This window comes from Pseudoxanthomonas sp. LARHCG66, assembly GCF_052871755.1.
The window spans coordinates 297,047-318,811 of sequence record NZ_JBIXJW010000001.1 but is presented as its reverse complement, the minus strand read 5'-3'; the positions used below and the strand labels follow the sequence as shown (position 1 = coordinate 318,811).

Genomic DNA, 21,765 nt, shown 5'->3' with positions numbered 1-21,765 from the left:
GTCATGGCCATGCGGCGGCCGTCCTTCGACGAATCCGTCATCGCGCCGCATCTCGCCTTCCTGGACGCGCTGCGCGCTGCAGGACAACTGGAGATGACGGGCGGGTTCAGCGACAGGACCGGCGGGACGTACGTGCTGGTGAACGTGGCGTCGCTGGAGGATGCGCGCGCGATCGCCGCACGCGATCCCCTGGCGCTGACCGGCACGTCCGATCTCACCGTCCACGAATGGAATACACGCTGAGCTGACACGATGAACCACGCCACGCCGCTTCCGTTCGCAGAACAACCGTTGCCGGCCTGGCGGCGCGCCGTGCTCAAGGTCGGCAGCAGTCTGCTGGCCGCGGAAGGCGAAGGGCTCAGCCCGCGTCACGCCCTCAGCCTGGCGCAGTTCGTGTCGTCGAGCATCGCGGCGGGCAGGGAAGTGGTGATCGTGTCATCGGGAGCGGTCGCCGCCGGGCGCGGGTTGCTGAACCGCAAGCCGCGCGCAGGCGCTGCGATGGCCGAACGGCAGGCGCTGGCGGCGCTGGGGCAGGCGCGGTTGATCGCCTTGTGGCAGCGCTTCTTCGACAGGCCGGTGGCGCAGGTGCTGCTGACCCACGACGACCTGCGCAATCGTCGCCGTTATCTCAACGCGCGCGCCACGCTGCAGGAATTGCTGGCGCTGGGCGCGCTGCCGGTGATCAACGAGAACGACACCGTATCGGTGGACGAACTGAAGCTTGGCGACAACGACAACCTGGCGGCCGTCGTCGCCGCCCTGATCGATGCGGATGCGCTGTTCATCGCCACCGACATCGATGGCTTCTATACCGCGAACCCCCGCACCCACACTGAAGCGCGGCCGATCCTCGACGTCGAGGCGTTGACCCCCGACTTCTTCGCCATGGCGGGAGGAGCCGGAAGTGGCGTGGGCACCGGCGGCATGCATACCAAACTGGAGGCTGCAGCCAAGGCGGCGGCGGCGGGCATCGAGACGTTCCTGTTCAACGGCACGCAGGCCGGTACCGTGGCGGCGTTGGAACGCGGTGCACTGGTCGGTACGCGTTTCCGACCCGCGCAGAATCGGCTGGCTGCACGCAAGTACTGGCTGCGCAATGTGCCGGTGGAGGCGGGCGCCATCGTGGTCGATGCAGGCGCGGCCAACGCAATGGTGCAGAAAGGCGCGTCGCTGCTGCCGGGAGGCGTGGCTACCGCCGAGGGTGATTTCCGGCGAGGCGACATGGTCGAGCTCGTCCTGCGCGGCGATGATGGCGACCGGCGCATCGCGCGTGGCGTCAGCCAGTATTCCGCCGTGGATGTGCGCCGCATCGCGCGCCGCCACTCGCGCGATATCGAGGCCATACTCGGCTATACCTATGGCGAAAACGTCGTGCATCGCGACGATCTGGTGCTGCTGTGAAGCGTATGCGTCGAAGAGCCCGCAAGGAGGTCGCATGACCGACATCAAGACCCTGGCCATGCAATGCCGCGATGCGTCGCAGGCCATCGCCACGTTGTCCTCCGCGTCCAGGAACGCCTTGCTGCACGCGATGGCAGATGCGCTGCTGGCAGACGAGGCGATCATCCTGGCCGCCAATGCGCGCGACATCGCGGCGGCGGAAGCGAAGGGTGTCGGCAGTGCCATGCTCGACCGGTTGCGCCTGGATGCGCAACGCCTGCACGGAATCGCCTCTGCCGTGCGCGACGTGGCCGGACTGCCGGATCCGGTCGGGCAGGTCACCCGTGCTTACGACCGGCCGAACGGCATCCATGTCGAACGCGTACGCGTGCCGCTGGGCGTGATCGCGATGATCTACGAGGCACGTCCGAACGTCACCGCCGATGCCGCCGCTTTATGCCTGAAGGCGGGTAACGCCGTGATCCTGCGTGGCGGATCGGAAGCCATCCACTCGAACACCGCCATTGCGGCGGCGCTCAAGCGCGCACTGCGCGAGGCCGGGTTGCCCGAGGCCGTACTGACCCTGGTCGAAGACCTGCGCCGGGAGACCATCCTGGAACTGATCCAGTTGAACGACATCGTCGACCTGGTGATTCCGCGCGGGGGCGAGGGGTTGATCCGCTTCGTCGCCGAACACGCGCGCGTACCGGTGATCAAGCACTACAAGGGGGTCTGCCACCAGTACGTGGATGCTGGCGCGGACGAGGATCTGGCGCTGAACCTGCTGCTGGATGGCAAGGCGTCCCGCCCGTCGGCATGCAATTCGCTGGAGACGCTGCTGGTCCATCGCGATCTCGCGCCGACGTTCCTGCCCCGCGCCGTCGCCGCGCTGCGCGGGCGGGGCGTGGAGGTGCGGGTGGACGAACGCGGGCGGACGTGGGTACCGGATGCATTGCCGGCGACCGAGGAGGACTTCGCCGCCGAATTCCTCGACCTGGTGATCGCGGTTGGCGTGGTCGACGACCTGGAGGCCGCCATTGCCCACATCCGCCGCCATACCTCCGATCACACAGAAGTCATCGTGACCCGCGATCCCGCACACGCGGAGCGGTTCCTCAACGCGCTGCGGTCTGCTGTGGTGATGGTCAATGCCTCGTCGCGCTTCTCCGATGGGGGCGAACTCGGGCTGGGCGCGGAGATCGGCATCTCGACCACCCGCCTGCATTCCTATGGGCCCATGGGGCTGGAAGCGCTCACCATCGAACGTTTCGTGGTGAAGGGCGAGGGCCAGGTCCGGCACCCGGACCTGCTTGTCGCGGCGCAGGGCAAAAAGTGACGCGAAACGTCATAAAAATGTGATGTGCGCCTCAAAAGTGAGTTAAAAGCCCGTTATCCAGTAACGTGACATGTGGCACGACAATTGCGTCATGGGGGAGCCTCCTGTCGATGCAGCCCCCCCATGTACGACGTCAAGACTTCCCTCCCGCCCCCGGACACGTCCCTCCCGGAACCCGTCTCGGAGCAGTGGATGCCGGCAAGCGCCGCGCCTGCGCGGCGGCGCTTCTATGTGCCGATCCGGTTCAAGTACACCCTCATCCTGCTGGTGTCGCTAGCCTGGGCGGCGGTGTCGGTGAAGTTGTCCCAGCCCTGGCTGTCAGAACTCTCCAAGCCGCTGGGCTTCGGGCTGGCCCTGTTCGTGATCGCGTTCATCGCGTACGTGCCGGGCTTCATGAATGCCTTCCTGATCGGCTCCATCCTGTCCGACCGCCGCCCGATGCTGCGCAAGTACGACCGCCTGCCGGACGTCTGCGTGCTGGTCGCCAGCTACAACGAGAGCGAGAACATCGCCGATACGCTCACCAGCCTCGCCCGCCAGGACTATCCCGGCAACATGGAAGTGGTGGTGATCGATGACGGCTCGACCGACGACAGCCTTGCCATCGCCCGCGCGATGGCAGCGCAGCTCGGTCGCCCCGGGTTGCAGATCCGCGTGCTGGCGCAGCCGAAGAACGGCGGCAAGTCCAAGGCGCTGAACCGGGGGCTCGCAGAGACCCGCCAGGCGCTGGTGGTGACCGTGGACGGCGACTCCTACCTGCGCGCCGATGCGCTGCGCAAGCTGGTCGAGCGCTTCCTGTCCGATCCGCCCGGCACGGTGGCCGTGGCCGGCGCGGTGCTGGTGCGCAATTCGCGCGAGAACTGGCTGACCCGTAGCCAGGAGTGGGACTACTTCCACGGCATCGCCGCGGTGAAGCGCATGCAGAGCATGTACCACGGCACGCTGGTGGCGCAGGGCGCGTTTTCGCTCTATACCCGCGAATCGCTGGAAGGCGTGGGCGGCTGGCCCGAATGCGTCGGCGAAGACATCGTGGTGTCGTGGGCGCTGCTGGAGACCGGCGCGCGCATCGGCTACTGCGAGGAAGCCTGCCTGTTCACCAAGGTGCCGACGAAGGTGGGGCAGTTCGCCCGCCAGCGGCAGCGCTGGTCGCGCGGCCTGATGGAAGCGTTCGCGCGCCACGGCCGCTTGCTGGTGAAGCCGCGTATGACCACGCTGTTCATCTGGTGGAACCTGCTGTTCCTGCCGCTGGACCTGGTGTACACGTTCGCCTTCATTCCGGGCATCGTGCTGGCCTTCTTCGGCTACTACTGGATCGCCGGCATCATGACGCTGCTGGTGCTGCCGCTGGCGGCGCTCTGGAACATCGTCATCTTCCGCGTGCAGTCGCGCATGTTCAAAAGCCAGGACCTGCGGGTGCGGCGGAACATCTCCGGCTTCGTGTTCTACACGCTGGCCTACACCATGATCCTGCAGCCGGTGTGCGTGATGGGTTACGCCGCCGAACTGCTGCGCCTGCGCAAGACCTGGGGGACCAAGTGATGAAGCCCTATCTCCTGAGCGCCGCGTTGGCGCTGGCCGCCACGGCGCCTGCTGCGCTGGCGCAGACGGAAACCGACGGGAACAAGCAGGCCGTGCGCACCGATCTGTGGGTGGGTTCGGATGCGGACGGCAACGAGGCCCGCAAGCTGGCGGTGGGTTGGGACGTGGACCACCGCGACATCGAGCACTGGTGGGGCGTGAAGGTGGAGCACGCACGCTTTTCCGGGCGTGGCTGGCGCGACGACCAGGATCGCGTGTTCGTCAGTGGCGCGGGCGATGCGGGCGAGCGGTGGCGGTGGGATGGTGATGTGGGCACGAACGGGGACGACCTGATCGGCCGTGCCTCGATCCACAGCCGCGATGCGTACCGCAAGGAGTTCTTCATCGAACGCGATGTGCTGGAGACGCGCAACGGCGTCGCGCAGGGCTGGGTGCAAACCTTCGCGGGCGCGGGCATCGATGTGCCGATGGGCGAGCGGTGGTCGGCCAGCGGCGTGGCCGGTCTGCAGGACTTCGGCGTGGGCGACAACCTGCGCACGCATCTGCGCGGCAACGTGGTGTTCGCGCTGGCGCCGGAGCAGGGCGTCAGTCTGCAGCTGCGCACGCGCTACTACCGCAACAGCGAGCCGCGCGAGGCGGACTACTATTCGCCGCGCTGGTATGGCGAGGCGCTGGGCGTGGTGGGCTGGCGCCGGCATGTGGGCGGTTACCAGTACACGGCGCGCGCGGGCCTGGGCCGGCAACGCAGCGCGGGCGATACGTCCAAGCGGGCGCGCATGCTGGAAGTGGGTGTGGAGACGCCGCGCTGGAAGGATGCGTGGCTGCGGCTTGATGCGGGGTACACGGATACGCCGGTGCTGACGGATACGGGGACGGACAGCTATTCGTACCGGTATCTGCGGTTGCAGGCGTTTGTGGCGTTCTGATTGGCCGTTACATCGTCAGGCTTGCAGGTGTCTACGAAAGGCTGGCCGGTCCACACGTAGCACCTCTAGTCAGGCATTGGAAGTTGAAAAGAGTATGCAATGGGATTCGCTCCCATAAGATTCCCGAGAAGTAGCCATTGCTTGGGATCGCTACTGAGTTTGCTAAACAGCCAAAGCTCTTTTATGTGTAGCCCGGACACGTCTATGTCTGAAGGCTTCAAGTGGACACTCTGATTGATATGCATAGCGACAATCAGGTCATGCGAGTCGACGTACTTCCTCAGCTTGGCGATCTCTTTTGAGATAGTGCTTCGCGGGTTGAGACGGCTGGGCGCGACCTGCTTAAGCTGAATCGGAAACTGGTGGACGCGTCCTCCATAAGAGAACGCGCCCACATAGTCGTAGTCCGAGCTTTCGAAGGGGGCAAATAGAATTTTTGTTCCCAGTGCTTGGCTCGCGCCGTGGCAAAAGATTGCGCAGCGCCTGTCTTCTGCTATCTCTCTGACATCTCGGTGCTGGAGAAGATCAGCCGGATTCCTGTACTTATGAAGTCCTGCGTCTGCGAAAAGACTATCTAGCCCAAGCAGCAGCTGCGTTGGGTTGAGGAACTTCAGATCCTTCCACTCGGGACGGGTCATCTTCCTAAGAGTCCTCCCTGTAGCGGATACGTTACACGGCTAGCGGGGAGATGGAAGGAGGGCAGCGCTGCCATTCCTGACAAGGCCCGGACGGTGGATAACCATTGGTGCGTCCGTTGCCGTGGTTGCAGGATGTCCACGCGGCCCTATGGCCGGCATCGGCATACCCCGCGTGGCTATGTAGGGCTTGCTCGAGTATTGGGATATGTCGGCGGGTATGCTGGTCGTAACCTTGGGAGGGGTGCGATGGACGACAAAGAGTTCTTTCAGTACCAGCGCGAGACCAACGCCGACATGTTCAACCACGGGCACGGCTATGTGCAGGGCTTGGTTGTGGTGGCTTATGCGGGCTTTTTCGTTTTATGGGATCAAGCCAAGGACATAGCGAACCCTGGCGTGTGGGTGCTGGCGGGCCTGCTACTTACCGTATCGCTAGGCTTTTACACAGCTTGGGAGGCGTTTGCGTTCCTCTTCCGGCAACGTCTAATGATGAACATGGCGCAGGCCATCACTTTAGGTGAGGCGATTCCGAGCGTAGAAGCCTACTTGGCTGCGGCAGGGGAAATGCGCGTGGGGTTGCAGCAATTCGTGCGCAGCTACAGGAAGTGGTGGCGCGCCGCGATGTTCTGCATTCTGGCTCCATTGCTGTCTGCATGGATCCTTATCATTTCGGCTTTCGTGATCAGGCTAATGCGTCTGCTGGTGGCTTGGGCAGCCTAGGCTGCTGTTGCACTTACCGTGCACTTACGAAAAAACCGCCACTAGGGCGGTTTTGTCGTAAATCCTTGAATCTATTGGTCGGGGAGACAGGATTCGAACCTGCGACCTCTACGTCCCGAACGTAGCGCTCTACCAGACTGAGCTACACCCCGACTGAGCGCGCCATTGTAGTGAACGGCCCCGGTCCCGGCAAGACCCGGAGCCGACTTTCCGCCCCGGCCGGGCCCGCACAGCCGGAAGGCTGCGGCCGATGGCGCCGGACCCGTAAAATGCCCGGTCTACGCATGTCGGAGTTGCCCGCTTGATCAAGCCCCGTACGCCGCCCGGAGTGATGGAACTGCTCCCGCGCGAACAGATCGCCTTCCAGCGCATGCTGGACACCATCCGCCGGAACTACGAGCGCTTCGGCTTCCTGCCGGTGGAAACGCCGGTGTTCGAGCTGTCCGAGACGCTGCTGACCAAGTCCGGCGGCGAGACCGAGCGCCAGGTGTACTTCGTGCAGTCGACCGGTGCGCTGGCGAAGGAAGGCGAGGGCCTGCCCGAACTGGCCCTGCGCTTCGACCTGACCGTGCCGCTGGCCCGCTACGTGGCCGAACACGAGCACGAACTGACGTTTCCGTTCCGCCGCTACCAGATCCAGCGCGTCTACCGCGGCGAACGCCAGCAGCGCGGCCGCTTCCGCGAGTTCTACCAGTGCGATATCGACGTGATCGGCAAGGACGCGCTGAGCGTGCGCTTCGACGCCGAGATCCTGGCGGTGATCCATGCCGTCTTCAGTGAGCTGGGCATCGGCGACTTCACCATCCAGCTGAACAACCGCAAGCTGATGCGCGGCTTCTTCGAGGCGCAGGGCGTCACCGACAGCGAGCAACAGGCACTGGTGCTGCGTGAAGTCGACAAACTGGACAAGCGCGGCGCCGACTACGTGCGCGAGACACTGACCGGCGAAGGCTTCGGCATGTCGGCCGAGGGCGTGGACCGCATCCTCGACTTCGTCGCCGTGCGCAGCACCGGTCATGCCGACGCGCTGGTGCGTCTGGACGCGCTGGGGCAGGGCAGCGAGATCTTCAACCAGGGCATCGCCGAACTGCGCGAGGTGCTGGAACTGGTCAGGGCGCTCGGCGTGCCGGAAGAGGCGTACTGCCTGAACTTCTCCATCGCCCGTGGCCTGGACTACTACACCGGCACGGTCTACGAGACCCAGCTGGACGGCTATCCGCAGATCGGCTCGATCTGCTCGGGTGGCCGCTACGAGGATCTGGCCAGCCACTACACCAAGTCGAAGCTGCCCGGCGTGGGCATCTCGATCGGCCTGACGCGCCTGTTCTGGCAGCTGCGCGAGGCCGGCCTGATCGCCGGCAGCGACGAGAGCAGCGTGCAGGCCATGGTCGCGCTGATGGACGATGGGCAGCTGGCCGAGTCGCTCGATATTGCCCGCCGCCTGCGCGCGGCCGGCATCAACACCGAAGTGCAGATGGAGGGCCGCAAGCTGGCCAAGCAGTTCCAGTACGCCTCGCGCGCGGGCATCCGCTTCGTGGTGCTGGCCGGCGAGGACGAACTGACGCGTGGCGCGGTGACCGTCAAGGACCTGTTGCGCGAGCAGCAGTTCGAAGTGAAGCGCGAAGAGCTTGCCAGCAGCCTCAAGGTGGAGCTTGAGCAGGCACGCGTATTGGCGGGGCGCTGACATGAAGCCGATCCTGCTGGATGGCAAATCACTCACCCGCGACCGGCTGGTCGAGATCGCGTTCGGTGCCAGTGTCGAGTTGGACAAGGGGGCATTGAAGGACGTCGCGCGCGCGGCCGACTTCCTGGCCGAACAGGTCCGCCGCGAAGAGCCGATCTACGGCGTATCGACCGGCTTCGGCAGCAACGCCGACAAGCTGCTCGGAGCGCATCCGCTGCGCGACGAACTGCCGGGCGCGGTGAAGTCCGGGCGCTCGCTGCACGAAGAACTGCAGTACAACCTGATCGTCACCCATGCCGTGTGCGTGGGCGAACCGATGGCGCCGGAGATCGTCCGCGCCATGCTCGGCATCCGCATCAACACGTTGTTGAAAGGCCATTCCGGCATCCGCGTCGAGACGCTGCAGGCGCTTGCCGCGATGCTCAATGCCGGCATCGTGCCGGTGGTGCCATCGCTGGGTTCGGTCGGCGCGTCCGGCGACCTGGCGCCGCTGTCGCATCTCGCCATCGTGCTGCTGGGCGGTGGCGAGGCGTTCTACGAGGGCGAGCGCATCGCGGGTGCGGATGCATTGAGGCGCGCCGGGCTGTCGCCGGTCTCGCTGTCGTACAAGGAAGGTCTGGCGCTGAACAACGGCACCGCGCAGATGCTGGCGATGGGCGTGCTGGCGACCTATCGCCTGGACAACCTGCTGGACACCGCCGATCTGGCTGCAGCCATGACGATCGATGCCTTCGCGGGCCGGCTCGGCGCGTTCGCCGCAGAGGTCCATGCGCTGCGTCCGCATCCGGGCCAGGTGCATGTGGCCGCCCGCCTGCGCGATCTGCTCGAGGGCTCGACGCTGGCCGACATTCCCTATCACCTGGTACCGAAGTTCCGTCCGTGGCTTCCGCGCAGCTGGGATACCGAAGAGGCGCAGGCGCTGCGTTTCGACATCGGCTGGGACTGGGTGCCGACCGACCAGCGCCATGGTCGCGAGAAGTTCTATCGGCGTTTCATGCCATTCCGCGGCGGCAAGAAGCACCAGCCCCAGGACAGCTATTCGCTGCGCTGCATCCCGCAGGTGCATGGCGCCGTGCGTGATGCCGTCGAGCAGGCCAAGCGCGTGCTGGAGATCGAGCTCAACGCGGTCACCGACAACCCGCTGGTGTTCCCCGACAGGGAAGCCGACCACGTGGAGGAACAGGTGATCTCCGCCGGCCACTTCCATGGCATGCCGCTGGCGCTGGCGATGAGCTATGTGAAGGCGGCGATCCCGACGCTCGCGTCCATCTCCGAACGACGGCTCAACAAGCTGGTCGATCCGGCCACCAATGATGGGTTGCCGGCGTTCCTGATCGGCAACGAGGACGGCACCGAATCGGGCCACATGATCGTGCAGTACACCGCTGCGGCCATCGTCAACGACCTGGCCAGCCGCGCGCATCCGGCCAGCGTGTTTTCCGTGCCCACCAGTGCGAATGCCGAGGACCATGTATCGATGGGCGCCAACGAGGCGCGCCACGTGCTGGCCATGGTGCAGGACCTGGGCAAGGTGCTGGCGCTGGAGCTGTACACCGCCGCGCAGGCGCTGGATCTGCGCCGTGACATGATCAATGCGGCTCGCGCGTTGTCGGATCGCACCGATGCCGAGGGGCTGGCGATGAAGGTGTCGGGCGGCCCGCAGGCGGGCGCCGAAGGGCGCGATGCCTTCCTGGCCGAAGTCGATGCCCTGCGCGCCGCGCTGGCGGCCAGCGACGCGTTCCATCCAGGCCATGCCGTCGCAGCCGCGCACGCGGCGATCCGCGCGAAGATCCCGTTCCTCGAGCGCGACCGTGCACTCGATGGCGAAGTGGCCACTGCCGTGCGCCTGGTGGAGTCCGGAGAGATCCTGGCGGCGATGCGGAACCGCTGAACGGTTCCCGTGTTGTAGGAGCGACGTAAGTCGCGACCGTACGAATGATGCTGCCCTGATGACAGGGCAGCAGATGCGCGTAAGGCGCTCTGTTTCAACGGTCCAATGCCGTGCCCGTGCTCTTGGGGGCCACGGTCGCGACTCACGTCGCTCCTACACGGTGGAGCGGCTATCTCACAACGTCCGCACGCAGTCCCGCCCCTCGGCCTTCGCCGCGTACAGCGCCTGGTCTGCGACCTGCAGTGCCGACTCCAGGCTGTCGCGCGCTTCCAGGTCCACGCAATGCACGCCGATGCTGGCGGAAACGGCGATTTCCAGGTCGCCGCTGCGGCACGGCTGCGCTCGCAACGCCTGGCGCAGTTCCTCCGCCACCACGCTGGCTTCCCCCAGGCCCATGCCGGGCAGGGCGGCGATGAACTCCTCGCCGCCGAAACGGGCCAGCAGCGCGCCATGCGGGCGCAGGGTTTCGGCCAGGGTGTTCGATGTGCAGCGCAGGCAGTCGTCGCCGACCAGGTGGCCGTACGTGTCGTTGATGCGCTTGAAGTAGTCCAGGTCGATCATCAGCAGCGAGATGGGGCGCTGCGAGTTGCGCGACTGCGACAGCAGGTGCTCGAACGCCTCGCGGAAATGGGTGCGGTTGTAGAGGTCGGTCAGGCCGTCGAGCCGGCTGGATTCGCGCAGTCGGTGATGGGCGGTCTCGAGTTCGGACATCGTCTGGCGGAGCTCGGCGGTACGCGATACCACCTGTTCTTCCAGCGAGTTCTTCGCGTCCCGCACGATGCGCTCGTTCTCGTTGCGCAGGGCGGCGTACCGATAGCCCAGGGCAACCGAGAGCAGCAGCATTTCCAGCGCCGAGCCGATCTGCACCCCGTACTCGGTGATGAACCGCTTCGGCAGCAGGCCGAAGGCGAGGGCCACGAAGATGCCCGTGCCCAGCAGGAACATCGCCCATGCGAGCAGGAACACCTTGGCGGGCCGGTAGCCACTGCGCACCACCACCAGCGTGATCACCGCGATCCATACGATGCTGGGGAACACCGCTGCGGACGCGATCGGTGTCGCCACGTGGTAGGGAAGCTGGGTGGCGGCGATGCCGAGCAGCACGAAGAAGGCGATGATCGCCTTGCTGATGCGGTCGCCCAGCCGCCATCGCGTATTGAGGTCGAGGAAGGTGCGCGAGAACTGCTGCATGCCGATCTGCGCCAGGCACACCGAGAGCGGCACCGACTTGTCGGCCAGCCACGTGGAATGGGGCCACAGGTATTCGAAGCCCAGTCCGTTGAGGGTGAACAGCACCAGGCCGAACGCGCTGATGTGGAAGAGATACCAGAAGTAACTGCCGTCGCGCAGTACCAGCCACAACACCAGGTTGTAGAAGAACAACGCCAGCAGGATGCCGTAGTAGATGCCGATGCCCAGTTGCCCGTCGCGCGACAGTTCGGCGAAGGCGGCAGGCGTGTAGAGGAACAGCGGGACCTGCATCGAGCTCTGGCTCTGCACGCGGACGAGCAGGTCGACCTGCTGCCCGGTGGGCAGGTCGAGCCAGAAGTTGGGATGGCGGTAGCGGATGCTGCGTTGCTCGAACGGGAAGGTGTCGCCGCCGATGTGGTGCACGGTGCGCCCGTCGGGATAGCGCGCATACACATCGATGCGGTCGCTCAGCGCGTACTGCTGCACCAGCAGCCAGCGCTGTTCGCGCGGGTTGGTGTTCTCGACGTTCACCCGGAACCAGAAGGCGCCGGTCTGGAAGCCGAACGAGGCATCACCATTCGGGAGTGGGGCGAAACCGCCTGCGGCGGCCTGCAACAACGCATCGTCGACGGTTGCGGTACCGCTGGCATCGTGCAGGTAGGTGGTCTGCGGGGCGAGCGGGAGGTAGGTGCTGTCCGGGCCGATGCGTGCGGGCGCCGAAGCGGCCGTGACGATCGGCCAGCACGCGAGCAGCAGCGCGCATATCGCCAGCCGGCAGCGCGATGCAATCGTGTTCCCTGGTGCCCGCATGCCCGTTCCCCCCCGGGTGCCCTCAGTGCCGTCGCTCTTCCCGCGGCAGCCGTCCGGCGTCCTTGGCAGTGTACTCATCGTCCCTGTCCGCTCCAGTCCATTCCGGGCCTCTTGATGCGGCGATGCCTATCCCAACGGAAAGCGGGGGACGTTCCAGACAGGCCCCGGTTGACGGCGACTGACTTCGCGCGTTAATGTATTAGCGCATTAATACATCAGCTCAATATCCTTTCCACGTCCACCGGTACCGCCCGCCCCATGAAGCGCCGCTCCCCCCACGAAGAATCCCCGGACGATGCGCCGTTGCAGGCGCTTTCCGAGGCCCTGGCTGCCTTGAGCCAGGCCGGAGAAGTGCGTGCGTTCCTGGAGGACCTCTGCACCCCGGCCGAGCTGGAGGCCATGTCCGACCGCTGGCGGGTGGTGCCGCTGCTGCTCAAGGGCGTGCCGTACCGGGAAATCCACGATCTCACCCAGGTCAGCGTGACCACCATAGGCCGCGTCGCCCGCACGCTGGAGCGGGGTGCCGGCGGTTACGCCGCCGCCATGCAGCGCCAGCAGAGCGGGACGGCAGCCGCCTCCCACTGAGTTTCCAGAATGAGTCCCTCCCTCACTCCCGCGACGCGTGAGCGCCTGCGCATCGCCATCCAGAAGAGCGGGCGGCTGGCCGAGCCCGCGCGCACGCTGCTGGCCGCCTGCGGCCTGAGCTGGCGCGAAAGCCGCGACAAGCTCTTCTGCTACGGCGAGTCGCTGCCCGTGGACCTGCTGCTGGTCCGAGACGACGACATTCCCGGGCTGATCGCCGACGGCGTGTGCGACTTCGGCATCGTCGGGCGCAACGAGCTCGATGAACAGGCCGGCGAGCGCGCGTTGAACGGCATGCCGCAGGCCTATCGCGAACTGCGCCCGCTCGGCTTCGGCAGTTGCCGCCTGATGCTGGCGATACCCGACAGCTGGGAATGGGTGGGCCCGCAGCAACTGCAGGGCCTGCGCATCGCCACCAGCTATCCATCGGTTCTGCGCCAGTGGTTGCAGGCGTGCGGCATCGACGCGGCCGTGGTGGAGCTTTCCGGTTCGGTCGAGATCGCACCGAAGCTGGGCACCGCGGACCTGATCTGCGACCTGGTTTCAAGCGGCGCCACCCTGGCGGCGAACCAGCTCAAGCCGGTGGAGACCCTGCTCGAGAGCGAAGCCGTACTTGCCGGTCCTGCGCGCGAGTTCGACGATGCCCGCGCGGGCCTGGCCGACATGCTGTTGCGCCGGCTCGATGGTGTCCTGAAGCTCAAGGACAGCAAGCTGCTGATGTTCCGCGCCGAGCGCGAAACGGTGCCGGCCCTGTCGCGCCTGCTGACCGACAGCGAGGGCCTGGTCACGCTGCCCGGCGGCGAGGAGGGACCTGTATCGCTGCAGGCGATGTGCCACGGCGCAGTGACCTGGCAGCGGCTGGAGGAGCTGCAACGTGCGGGCGCACAGGGCCTGATGGTGCTGTCGGTCGAGAGGTCGCTGGCATGAGTGCGTCGCTTGCCACCCGCTACGATTGGGACGCACTGGACGAAACCTCCCGCGCCGCATTGCTGGCGCGCCCGGCTCAGGCCGTGGCCCAGCGCACGCGGGATGCGGTCGCCGGCCTGCTGGCCGACGTGCAGGCGCGCGGCGACGTGGCGTTGCGCGAAGTGACCCTGCGCTTCGATGGCGTGGAGCTCACGGCATTCGACGTCAGCGAAGAAGAGTTCGCCGCCGCGCACACTGCCGTGCCCGCCGACCTGCGCGAGGCAATGCAGGATGCGGCCGGACGCATCGAAGCCTTCCACCGTGCCGGCATGGCGCAACCGTACGCTGTCGAAACCGCACCGGGCGTGGTTTGCGAGCGGGTGATCCGCCCGATTCCCCGGGTCGGCCTGTATGTCCCGGCGGGCAGCGCACCCTTGCCTTCCACGGCGCTGATGCTGGGCGTTCCATCGCGTCTGGCTGGCTGCCGTGACGTGGTGCTGTGCACGCCGCCGCGCAAGGACGGCACCGCTGATCCGGCGGTGCTGGTGGCTGCGCAGCTGACCGGCGTGCGCCGCGTCTTCAAGCTTGGTGGCGCGCAGGCGATCGCCGCGATGGCATTCGGCACGGGCAGTGTGCCCAAGTGCGACAAGTTGTTCGGCCCCGGCAACAGCTATGTCACCGAGGCGAAGCAACAGGTCGCGCAGGGCGGTGCGGCCGCCATCGACATGCCTGCGGGGCCGTCCGAAGTGCTGGTGATCGCCGATGCAGGCGCCGATGCGGCCTTCGTCGCCGCCGACCTGCTGTCGCAGGCGGAACACGGTCCGGATTCGCAGGTGCTGCTGCTGTCCGATGACGATGGCTTGATCGAGCGAGTGCAGGCGGAGCTGGAATCGCAACTCGTGATGCTGGATCGCGCCGACATCGCGCGGCAGGCGCTGTCGTCGTCGCGGCTGGTGAAGGTGTCCTCGCTGGAGGATGCCTTCGCCATCAGCAATCGCTACGCACCGGAACACCTGATCGTGGCGCTGCGCGAGCCGCGTGCCTGGCTGGACCAGGTCGAGGCCGCAGGCTCCGTGTTCCTCGGCGACTACACGCCGGAGGCACTGGGCGACTACTGCAGCGGCACCAACCATGTGCTGCCCACTGCGGGCGCGGCACGGGCCTACAGCGGCGTCAGCGTCGCCAGCTTCCAGAACTTCGTCAGCGTGCAGTCCGCCAGCCGTGCCGGCATTGCCGCCATCGGCGACTGCGCGTTGACGCTCGCGCGCGCGGAAGGGCTGGACGCGCACGCCCATGCCGTCGCGATCCGTCTGCGCAGGGCGGCCGCATGAGCGGCGTCGGTTCCCTGGTGCGTCCGGACCTGCGCGGGTTCGCCGGCTACAAGTCTGCGCGCAGTGAATCCGTGCGCGGCGACATATGGTTGAACGCCAACGAGTCCGCATGGGCAAACCCTGCGGACGGAGAGGGTCGCAGCCGCCGGTATCCGGAGCCGCAGCCGCCGGCCCTGCGCGCGCGGCTTGCGCAGCTCTATGGCGTGGCGCCGGAACAATTGCTGGTCGGGCGCGGCAGCGATGAAGCCATCGACCTGCTGGTGCGGGCACTGTGCGTGCCGGGGCAGGACGCCATCGTGGTGACGCCGCCGGTGTTCGGCATGTATGTGGTCTGCGCACGCCTGCAAGGGGCGCGCATCGTCGAGATTCCACTGGTCGACCACGAGGCCGGCCTCGCTGCCGACCTGGACGCGATCCGCGATGCGGCGCTGGCGCAGGGCGCGAAGCTGGTGTTCCTGTGCTCGCCGTCGAACCCGGCGGGCTCGGTCATTCCGCTGCAGGGCGTCGCGGCATTGGCGCGTGCGCTGGATGGGCGAGCGCTGGTGGTGGTGGACGAGGCCTACGCCGAGTTCGCCGACGGCGCGTCCGCGACCACGCTGCTGGACGCGCATGCCAACGTCGCCGTACTGCGGACGCTGTCGAAAGCGCATGCACTGGCGGCTGCACGCATCGGAGTGGTGATCGGCGGTGCGGAGCTGATCACCGTGCTGCAGCGCTGCCAGGCACCGTATCCCGTGCCGACACCCTGTGCCGATCTGGCGCTGGAGGGACTGTCCGATGCGGCGGTCGCGCAGACGCGGGAACGGGTCGCCGTCGTGCGTCGTGAGCGCGAGCGGCTGCTGTACGCGCTGGCCCGGATACCCGGCGTGCGCCATGTCTACCCCTCGCAGGGCAATTACCTGCTGGCGCGCTTCAGCGATGCCGAGGGCGCATTCCGCGCCTTGCTGGCTGCGGGGGTCGTGGTGCGCGACCAGCGCGCGGCCCCGCAACTCGGCGATGCGTTGCGCATCACCATCGGTTCCCCGGAGCAGAACGATCGCGTGCTGTCGGCGTTGAACATGCAGGAGGTGGCCGCATGATTTTTCCGTCTGTCACTGCCCCCCGGGCCGTCCCTGTTAGGGATGCTTCGGCCTCGATCGAATTGCCCGCAGGGACAGTCAGCAATCTGGCTGTTTCGGATATGGGCGCGCTGCGACGCGTTTATCGTCCTGGGTATGGCAGCGCTATCGGGGCGCGGGCTGAAGCCCCTCCTGCAGAGGCCGTGCCATGACGCCGATCCTTTTCATCGACCGCGACGGCACCCTCATCGAAGAGCCGGAAGACTTCCAGATCGATGCGTACGAGAAGGTCCGCTTCGTCGCCGGTGTCATTCCCGCGCTGCTGAAGCTGCGCGACGCCGGCTACCAGTTCGTCATCGTCAGCAACCAGGACGGACTGGGCAGCGAGCAGTATCCGCGCGCCAGCTTCGACGGTCCGCAGGCGTTGATGATGCAGGTGTTCGAAAGCCAGGGCATCCGCTTCCGCGACGTGCTGATCGATGAAAGCTGGCCGCACGAGAACAAGCCCACCCGCAAGCCCGGCATCGGCCTGATGGTTCCTTATCTGCAGGACCGTGGCATCGACTGGTCGCGGTCGGGCATGGTCGGCGATCGGCCGACGGACATCCAGTTCGCCGACAATCTGAAGATCCGCGGGTTCCAGTTGAAGACGGCGCAGTTCGGGGGCGAGTGGGACTGGGCCGGCATTGCGCATGAGTTGGCGGACGCACCACGTCGTGCGGTCGTGCAGCGGAACACCAGGGAAACCAGGATCCGCGTCGAAGTGGATCTCGACCGCGTCGCGGAGCCCGTCGCGAAGACCGGCCTGCCGTTCTTCGACCACATGCTGGAACAGATCGGCAAGCATGGCGGTTTCGCGCTGGACGTGCGCGCGGAGGGCGACCTGCACATCGACGAGCACCACACGGTGGAAGACACCGGCCTGGCGCTGGGGCAGGCCCTGAAGGAAGCACTGGGCGACAAGCGCGGCATCGGCCGCTACGGCTTCACGCTGCCGATGGACGAGACGCTGGCCAGCGCGGCGCTGGATTTCAGTGGCCGGCCGTACTTCGTCTTCAACGGCGAATTCAGGCGCGAACGTGTCGGCGACCTGCCGACCGAACTGGTGCCGCACTTCTTCCGCTCGCTCTGCGATGCCTCCGGGCTGAACCTCAACCTGAGCGTGCAGGGCGACAACGACCACCACAAGGTGGAAGCCTCGTTCAAGGCGCTGGCGCGCGCGTTGCGCCAGGCCGTCAAGCGCGAAGGGGCGGAACTGCCGTCCACCAAGGGTGCCCTGTGATGCGTGTCGCCCTGATCGATGCCGGCGGTGCGAACCTGGGATCGGTGCGCTACGCACTGGACCGCCTGGGCGTGGAGCCCGAGTTGACCACCGATGCGGACGTCATCCGTGCAGCGGACCGGGTGATCCTGCCCGGCGTCAGCACGGCTGCGCAGGTGATGGGCGGCTTGCGCGCATCGGCGCTGGTGGATGTGCTGCGGACGCTGGAAAAGCCCTTGCTGGGTGTCTGCGTGGGCATGCAGATTCTGTTCGAGCATTCCGAAGAGGACGACACGCCCTGCCTGGGCCTGCTGCCGGGCCGCGTGGCCAAGCTGCCCGCCACGCCCGGCATCCGCGTGCCGCACATGGGCTGGAACACGCTCGCGTCGCGGCGTGAAAGCCTGTTGACCCGCGACATCGCCGACGGCCGCCACGCGTACTTCGTCCACAGTTACGCCGCGCCTGTCACCGCCGATTGCGTGGCCTCCAGCGAGCATGGCGTGCCGTTCGCCGCCATCGTGCAGCGTGGCAACGTGGGGGGGGCCCAGTTCCATCCCGAGCGGTCGGCGGATGTCGGCGCGCGTCTGCTGGAGAATTTCCTGAAGTACGGTGTGCAATGAGCGGATTCACCGTTTATCCCGCCATCGATGTGCGCGAAGGTCGCGTGGTCCGGCTGGCCCAGGGCGACTATGCGCGCGAGACACGCTATGACGGCACGCCGCTGGATGTCGCGATGCGCTACGCCGCGCAAGGTGCGGAATGGCTGCACCTCGTCGACCTGGATGCGGCGCGGGCGGGCGGCTACACCCTCGCACCGCTGCTGGGCGAACTCGCGCAACATACGTCACTGAAGGTGCAGACCGGGGGAGGCGTGCGCCAGCGCGATGACGTGGCGCGCATCCTGGCGGCGGGCGCGCAGCGCGTCGTGGTCGGCTCGCTGGCCGTGCGCCAACCCGATACCGTCCTGGCCTGGCTGGCCGAGTTCGGCAGCGACCGCATCATGGTCGCGCTCGACACGCGCCGCGACGATGGCGGGGTCTGGCGCCTGCCGGTGCATGGCTGGACGGAAACCGCATCGGAAACACTGGATGAACTCGCGTCGCACTACGCCGAGGGTGGCCTGCGGCACCTGCTGTGCACCGACATCGCCCGCGACGGCATGCTGACGGGACCGAACCTGGACCTCTACGCGCACCTGCGACAGGTCGTGCCGTCGTTGCAGGTGCAGGCGTCCGGTGGCGTCAGCGCCGTGGTCGATGTTTTCGGGGCACGTGCCGCCGGTTGCGCCGGGATCGTGCTCGGGCGGGCATTGCTGGAAGGCAGGTTCGAACTGCCCGAGGCGCTGGCATGCTGAGCCGTCGCATCATTCCCTGCCTGGATGTGCGCGAAGGCCGCGTGGTCAAGGGCGTGAAGTTCCGCGACCATGTCGACATGGGCGATATCGCCGAACTGGCGTTGCGATACCGGGACGAAGGCGCGGACGAACTGGTGTTCTACGATATCAGCGCGAGTCCGGAGGGACGCTCCGTGGACTACGCCTGGATCGAGCGCGTGTCACGGCTGCTTGACATTCCGTTCTGCGTGGCGGGCGGCATCCGCGACGTCGAGACGGCACGGCGGGTGCTGCACAGCGGTGCCGACAAGGTGTCGGTGAACACACCTGCGCTGGAGCGCCCCGGTCTCATCGGCGAACTCGCCGAGGCCTTCGGCGTGCAGTGCGTCGTGGTTGGCGTGGATTCCATTCGGGAAGCGGACGGCGAGTGGCGTGTGCGCCGCTACACCGGTGATCCTGCGAAAATGCAGGGCGCCGGCTTGCGTACGCTGGATTGGGTGGTGCAGGCGCAGCGGCTGGGTGCCGGCGAGATCGTGTTGAACTGCATGGACCAGGACGGCGTACGGCGTGGTTACGACATCACGCAATTGCAGGCCGTGCGCGCTGTGTGTAGCGTGCCCTTGATCGCCTCCGGTGGTGCGGGCGAGGTGCAGCATTTCGTCGATGTGTTCCAGCAGGCGGACGTGGATGGCGCGCTGGCCGCCAGCGTGTTCCACAGCGGGCATATCGCGATCCCGGCGTTGAAAAGGGTGTTGGCAGAGCAAGGCATCGAGGTGCGGCGTGGCGACTGAAACGATGAGGATCGACATCGACCCCTCGGCACTGGACTGGACCAAGGGCGATGGCCTGCTGCCCGTCATCGTGCAGGATGCAGGAAACCTGCGCGTGCTGATGCTGGGCTACATGAACCGGGAGGCGCTGGACGCCACCCTGGCGAGCCGGCGCGTGACCTTTTTCAGCCGCAGCAAGCAGCGTCTGTGGACCAAGGGCGAGAGCTCGGGCCATGTGCTGGAACTGGTCTCGGTGGAGGCCGATTGCGACAACGATACGCTGCTGGTCCTCGCGCATCCGCAGGGACCGACCTGCCACCTGCAGCGGCCCAGTTGCTTCCCCTCGGCGCCGTCGGCGTTCCTGTCGGACCTGGCGGCCCTGGTGGCGCAGCGCGATCGCGAGCGACCCGTCGACAGCTACACGACGCGCCTGTTCGACGCGGGCGTGCGCCGCATAGCGCAGAAGGTGGGCGAGGAGGGCGTGGAAACCGCATTGGCCGCAGTCGCGCAGGACGAGACCGCACTGCTCGGCGAGAGCGCCGATCTGCTGTACCACCTGACGGTCCTGCTGCGGGCACGCGGCCTGTCGCTGGCCGAGGCCGTCGACGTGCTGCGCCAACGCCACGCGTCCACGTAGGGCACGCGTGTTCCTGCGAATTTCGGCGTGGCCCGCCGGGCGTGGGAGCGACGTAAGTCGCGAGCTTTTTCTGCAGACATCACGACGTCGCTACCCCGTCAGATGACCGTCGCGACTCACGTCGCTCCCACAACGGCGATGCCTTCGCTTGCGCCATAATCCTCCGGTCTTTTCGGCTGGAGTCGCCATGCGCGCTTCGTTGATCGCTCTCGTCCTGGCGCTGTTGGCGGTCCCCGCGCATGCGCTGCCGCCTCCATGCAGCGGGGGACAGGTGTATGAGGACCGCAACGGCAACGCGACCCGCGATGCGGGTGAGCCGGGTCTGCCGGGCATCAAGGTGTCCAACGGTATCGACATCGCGGTCACCGATGCGCAGGGCGAATACAGCCTCGATTACGTGGACGGCCGCACCCTCTTCATCATCAAGCCGGCCGGCTACGACCTCGCGGCGCGGCCGGACGGCCTGCCGGCCCGCTGGCGCAACCTGCAGTACCACGCCGGTCCTGCGCTGAAGCATGGCGGCATCCCGCAACGCCAGCCCGACTGCACGCACTTCGGCCTTCGACCGCAGGCGGCAGCCGCAACGAAGGGCGAACTCGATGTGCTGTTGTTCGCCGACAGCCAGACTTCGTCTGTCAAGGACGTGGACTATTACTGGCGCGACATCGTGCAGCCCCTGGTCGGGAAACACGGGGCGGCGCTGGGCCTGACCCTGGGCGATGTCACCAACGACGATCTGTCGCTGTACCCGGAGATCCTGCGCACGACGATGAGCCTGCAGGTGCCGTGGCTGTTCATCCCCGGCAATCACGACCTGGATTTCGACGCCGCAGGAGACGAAGACTCGCTGCGCACGTTCCGCCATCACCTGGGCCCGGACACGTTCGCCTGGGAAGAAGAGGCGGCGACGTTCATCGGCCTGGATGACGTGATCTACCAGCCAGGCCAGACACCGTCGTACTTCGGCGGGCTGCGCGAGGACCAGTTCGCCTTCCTGCAGGCCTACCTGCCGACGGTGCGCAAGGACCGGCTGCTGGTGATCGGTCTGCATATCCCGGTCTACGAGCCGGGTGCTCGCGGTTTCCGTCCGGCAGACCGCGAGCGCTTGTTCGCCATGCTGGAGGATTTCCCGCACGTGCTGCTGCTCAGTGGGCACACCCATACGCAGCGGCACTGGTACCACGACGCTTCCACTGGTTGGCACGGACTGCAGCCGTTGCACGAGTACAACGTCGGCGCCGCCTGCGGTGCCTACTGGTCGGGAGTGAAGGATGCGGAGGGCATCCCCGATACGACGATGGCCGACGGCACGCCCAATGGCTACGCGCGGCTGCGCGTGCGCGCGGGTGGCGAGTACGCGCTGTCGTGGCACCCGGCGCGCGGCACGGACGACAGCGGCATCGGGTTGCATGTGCCGCGCGTGTTGCGGAAGGGGGCGTATCCGGCATGGGGCGTGTTCGCCAATGTCTACATGGGGGATGCCGAGACCCGTGTCGAGTACCGGATCGATGGCGGCGAATGGAAGCAGATGAAGCGCGTCGAACTGCCCGATCCGCGCCTGCTGGTGGAAAACATGCGCGACGACGTGGCCGATGCGTTGCGCGGCTACGACCGCTCGCCGGAGGCCGAAGCTTCCCCGCACCTCTGGCGGGGCGCCTTGCCGACGGACCTGCCCGAAGGCGAACATGCGGTGGAGGTGCGCGCGTTTGACCGCTGGCGCGGCGAACGATCGGCTCGCACGTCGTATCGCCTGCAGCTCGCGGAGCCCTGAT

At 66.7% G+C, this 21,765-nt stretch carries 20 protein-coding genes and 1 tRNA gene; 18 read left to right on the top strand and 3 right to left on the bottom strand.

From position 1 onward, the window contains the following. Positions 1–3 precede the first annotated feature (3 nt). From ACIPRS_RS01475 to ACIPRS_RS01455, 5 genes are all read left to right on the top strand, one after another. Positions 4–243, top strand: coding sequence for a YciI family protein (locus ACIPRS_RS01475; protein WP_446537984.1), 240 nt, complete (start codon positions 4–6; stop codon positions 241–243). Positions 244–252: 9 nt separating this feature from the next. Then, positions 253–1,401, top strand: coding sequence for a glutamate 5-kinase (proB, locus tag ACIPRS_RS01470; RefSeq protein ID WP_446537278.1), 1,149 nt, complete (start codon positions 253–255; stop codon positions 1,399–1,401). A 34-nt stretch (positions 1,402–1,435) separates the two neighbouring features. Then, positions 1,436–2,716, top strand: a complete 1,281-nt coding sequence (locus ACIPRS_RS01465) for a glutamate-5-semialdehyde dehydrogenase (RefSeq protein WP_446537277.1) — start codon at positions 1,436–1,438, stop codon at positions 2,714–2,716. Between the two features lie 192 nt (positions 2,717–2,908). Further along, positions 2,909–4,255, top strand: a complete 1,347-nt coding sequence (locus ACIPRS_RS01460) for a glycosyltransferase family 2 protein (RefSeq protein WP_446537276.1) — start codon at positions 2,909–2,911, stop codon at positions 4,253–4,255. Further along, positions 4,255–5,181: a hypothetical protein gene (locus tag ACIPRS_RS01455; RefSeq protein ID WP_446537275.1), complete on the top strand. Its 927-nt coding sequence runs from the start codon at positions 4,255–4,257 to the stop codon at positions 5,179–5,181. Before ACIPRS_RS01460 ends, ACIPRS_RS01455 begins: the two co-directional genes overlap by 1 nt. Positions 5,182–5,246: 65 nt before the next feature. Here ACIPRS_RS01455 and ACIPRS_RS01450 read toward each other — a convergent pair whose 3' ends face one another. Continuing rightward, positions 5,247–5,819 (bottom strand): hypothetical protein, encoded by a 573-nt coding sequence (locus ACIPRS_RS01450; RefSeq protein WP_446537274.1) that lies wholly within the window; start codon positions 5,817–5,819, stop codon positions 5,247–5,249. Between the two features lie 246 nt (positions 5,820–6,065). On the opposite strand from ACIPRS_RS01450, the gene ACIPRS_RS01445 reads away from it, so the two are divergent. After that, on the top strand, positions 6,066–6,539 hold the full coding sequence (locus ACIPRS_RS01445) for a hypothetical protein (RefSeq protein ID WP_446537273.1): 474 nt from the start codon (positions 6,066–6,068) through the stop codon (positions 6,537–6,539). Positions 6,540–6,614: 75 nt separating this feature from the next. Here ACIPRS_RS01445 and ACIPRS_RS01440 read toward each other — a convergent pair. Next, a tRNA-Pro gene (locus ACIPRS_RS01440) sits at positions 6,615–6,691 on the bottom strand. 149 nt (positions 6,692–6,840) lie between these two features. Here ACIPRS_RS01440 and hisS point away from each other — a divergent pair. Both hisS and ACIPRS_RS01430 read left to right on the top strand, forming a co-directional pair. Beyond that, positions 6,841–8,223 (top strand): histidine--tRNA ligase, encoded by a 1,383-nt coding sequence (hisS, locus tag ACIPRS_RS01435; protein WP_446537272.1) that lies wholly within the window; start codon positions 6,841–6,843, stop codon positions 8,221–8,223. A 1-nt stretch (position 8,224) separates the two neighbouring features. Then, positions 8,225–10,114: an HAL/PAL/TAL family ammonia-lyase gene (locus ACIPRS_RS01430; protein WP_337730011.1), complete on the top strand. Its 1,890-nt coding sequence runs from the start codon at positions 8,225–8,227 to the stop codon at positions 10,112–10,114. A 174-nt stretch (positions 10,115–10,288) separates the two neighbouring features. Here ACIPRS_RS01430 and ACIPRS_RS01425 read toward each other — a convergent pair whose 3' ends face one another. Next, the gene (locus ACIPRS_RS01425; RefSeq protein WP_337730010.1) at positions 10,289–12,115 is read right to left on the bottom strand and encodes a sensor domain-containing diguanylate cyclase; all 1,827 of its coding nucleotides are present in this window, start codon (positions 12,113–12,115) and stop codon (positions 10,289–10,291) included. A 258-nt stretch (positions 12,116–12,373) separates the two neighbouring features. Here ACIPRS_RS01425 and ACIPRS_RS01420 point away from each other — a divergent pair, with 258 nt between their 5' ends. From ACIPRS_RS01420 to ACIPRS_RS01375, 10 genes are all read left to right on the top strand, one after another. Beyond that, positions 12,374–12,700, top strand: coding sequence for a YerC/YecD family TrpR-related protein (locus tag ACIPRS_RS01420; RefSeq protein ID WP_337730009.1), 327 nt, complete (start codon positions 12,374–12,376; stop codon positions 12,698–12,700). A 9-nt stretch (positions 12,701–12,709) separates the two neighbouring features. Continuing rightward, complete coding sequence (gene hisG, locus ACIPRS_RS01415) at positions 12,710–13,624, top strand: ATP phosphoribosyltransferase (RefSeq protein ID WP_446537271.1); 915 nt, start codon at positions 12,710–12,712, stop codon at positions 13,622–13,624. Further along, a complete protein-coding gene (gene hisD / locus ACIPRS_RS01410; protein ID WP_446537270.1) occupies positions 13,621–14,934 on the top strand; it encodes a histidinol dehydrogenase in 1,314 nt (437 codons plus the stop codon). Before hisG ends, hisD begins: the two co-directional genes overlap by 4 nt. Beyond that, positions 14,931–16,013: a histidinol-phosphate transaminase gene (gene hisC, locus ACIPRS_RS01405; RefSeq protein WP_446537269.1), complete on the top strand. Its 1,083-nt coding sequence runs from the start codon at positions 14,931–14,933 to the stop codon at positions 16,011–16,013. Before hisD ends, hisC begins: the two co-directional genes overlap by 4 nt. A 187-nt stretch (positions 16,014–16,200) precedes the next feature. Further along, positions 16,201–17,274 (top strand): bifunctional histidinol-phosphatase/imidazoleglycerol-phosphate dehydratase HisB, encoded by a 1,074-nt coding sequence (gene hisB / locus ACIPRS_RS01400; RefSeq protein WP_337730005.1) that lies wholly within the window; start codon positions 16,201–16,203, stop codon positions 17,272–17,274. Then, positions 17,274–17,873 (top strand): imidazole glycerol phosphate synthase subunit HisH, encoded by a 600-nt coding sequence (gene hisH, locus ACIPRS_RS01395; protein WP_446537268.1) that lies wholly within the window; start codon positions 17,274–17,276, stop codon positions 17,871–17,873. The genes hisB and hisH overlap by 1 nt, the downstream gene beginning before the upstream one ends. Next, positions 17,870–18,607, top strand: a complete 738-nt coding sequence (hisA, locus tag ACIPRS_RS01390; protein WP_446537267.1) for a 1-(5-phosphoribosyl)-5-[(5-phosphoribosylamino)methylideneamino]imidazole-4-carboxamide isomerase — start codon at positions 17,870–17,872, stop codon at positions 18,605–18,607. Before hisH ends, hisA begins: the two co-directional genes overlap by 4 nt. Beyond that, positions 18,601–19,377 carry an imidazole glycerol phosphate synthase subunit HisF gene (gene hisF, locus ACIPRS_RS01385; RefSeq protein ID WP_446537266.1) on the top strand — a complete coding sequence of 259 codons (777 nt, stop codon included), beginning with the start codon at positions 18,601–18,603 and terminating at the stop codon, positions 19,375–19,377. Before hisA ends, hisF begins: the two co-directional genes overlap by 7 nt. A 4-nt stretch (positions 19,378–19,381) precedes the next feature. Then, the gene (gene hisIE, locus ACIPRS_RS01380; RefSeq protein ID WP_446537983.1) at positions 19,382–19,993 is read left to right on the top strand and encodes a bifunctional phosphoribosyl-AMP cyclohydrolase/phosphoribosyl-ATP diphosphatase HisIE; all 612 of its coding nucleotides are present in this window, start codon (positions 19,382–19,384) and stop codon (positions 19,991–19,993) included. Positions 19,994–20,180: 187 nt separating this feature from the next. After that, positions 20,181–21,764 carry a calcineurin-like phosphoesterase C-terminal domain-containing protein gene (locus ACIPRS_RS01375; protein ID WP_446537265.1) on the top strand — a complete coding sequence of 528 codons (1,584 nt, stop codon included), beginning with the start codon at positions 20,181–20,183 and terminating at the stop codon, positions 21,762–21,764. Position 21,765 lies beyond the last annotated feature (1 nt).

What these genes read in the sequence shown, in the direction of transcription:
- ACIPRS_RS01425 (WP_337730010.1), bottom strand. Translation starts at nt 12,115, where the DNA reads ATGCGGGCACCAGGGAACACGATTGCATCGCGCTGCCGGCTGGCGATA.
- ACIPRS_RS01445 (WP_446537273.1), top strand. Translation starts at nt 6,066, where the DNA reads ATGGACGACAAAGAGTTCTTTCAGTACCAGCGCGAGACCAACGCCGAC.
- ACIPRS_RS01375 (WP_446537265.1), top strand. Translation starts at nt 20,181, where the DNA reads ATGCGCGCTTCGTTGATCGCTCTCGTCCTGGCGCTGTTGGCGGTCCCC.
- ACIPRS_RS01475 (WP_446537984.1), top strand. Translation starts at nt 4, where the DNA reads ATGGCCATGCGGCGGCCGTCCTTCGACGAATCCGTCATCGCGCCGCAT.
- ACIPRS_RS01450 (WP_446537274.1), bottom strand. Translation starts at nt 5,819, where the DNA reads ATGACCCGTCCCGAGTGGAAGGATCTGAAGTTCCTCAACCCAACGCAG.
- hisC (WP_446537269.1), top strand. Translation starts at nt 14,931, where the DNA reads ATGAGCGGCGTCGGTTCCCTGGTGCGTCCGGACCTGCGCGGGTTCGCC.
- hisD (WP_446537270.1), top strand. Translation starts at nt 13,621, where the DNA reads ATGAGTGCGTCGCTTGCCACCCGCTACGATTGGGACGCACTGGACGAA.
- ACIPRS_RS01420 (WP_337730009.1), top strand. Translation starts at nt 12,374, where the DNA reads ATGAAGCGCCGCTCCCCCCACGAAGAATCCCCGGACGATGCGCCGTTG.
- hisIE (WP_446537983.1), top strand. Translation starts at nt 19,382, where the DNA reads ATGAGGATCGACATCGACCCCTCGGCACTGGACTGGACCAAGGGCGAT.
- ACIPRS_RS01460 (WP_446537276.1), top strand. Translation starts at nt 2,909, where the DNA reads ATGCCGGCAAGCGCCGCGCCTGCGCGGCGGCGCTTCTATGTGCCGATC.
- hisG (WP_446537271.1), top strand. Translation starts at nt 12,710, where the DNA reads ATGAGTCCCTCCCTCACTCCCGCGACGCGTGAGCGCCTGCGCATCGCC.
- ACIPRS_RS01465 (WP_446537277.1), top strand. Translation starts at nt 1,436, where the DNA reads ATGACCGACATCAAGACCCTGGCCATGCAATGCCGCGATGCGTCGCAG.
- hisA (WP_446537267.1), top strand. Translation starts at nt 17,870, where the DNA reads ATGAGCGGATTCACCGTTTATCCCGCCATCGATGTGCGCGAAGGTCGC.
- ACIPRS_RS01455 (WP_446537275.1), top strand. Translation starts at nt 4,255, where the DNA reads ATGAAGCCCTATCTCCTGAGCGCCGCGTTGGCGCTGGCCGCCACGGCG.
- hisH (WP_446537268.1), top strand. Translation starts at nt 17,274, where the DNA reads ATGCGTGTCGCCCTGATCGATGCCGGCGGTGCGAACCTGGGATCGGTG.
- ACIPRS_RS01430 (WP_337730011.1), top strand. Translation starts at nt 8,225, where the DNA reads ATGAAGCCGATCCTGCTGGATGGCAAATCACTCACCCGCGACCGGCTG.
- hisF (WP_446537266.1), top strand. Translation starts at nt 18,601, where the DNA reads ATGCTGAGCCGTCGCATCATTCCCTGCCTGGATGTGCGCGAAGGCCGC.
- hisB (WP_337730005.1), top strand. Translation starts at nt 16,201, where the DNA reads ATGACGCCGATCCTTTTCATCGACCGCGACGGCACCCTCATCGAAGAG.
- proB (WP_446537278.1), top strand. Translation starts at nt 253, where the DNA reads ATGAACCACGCCACGCCGCTTCCGTTCGCAGAACAACCGTTGCCGGCC.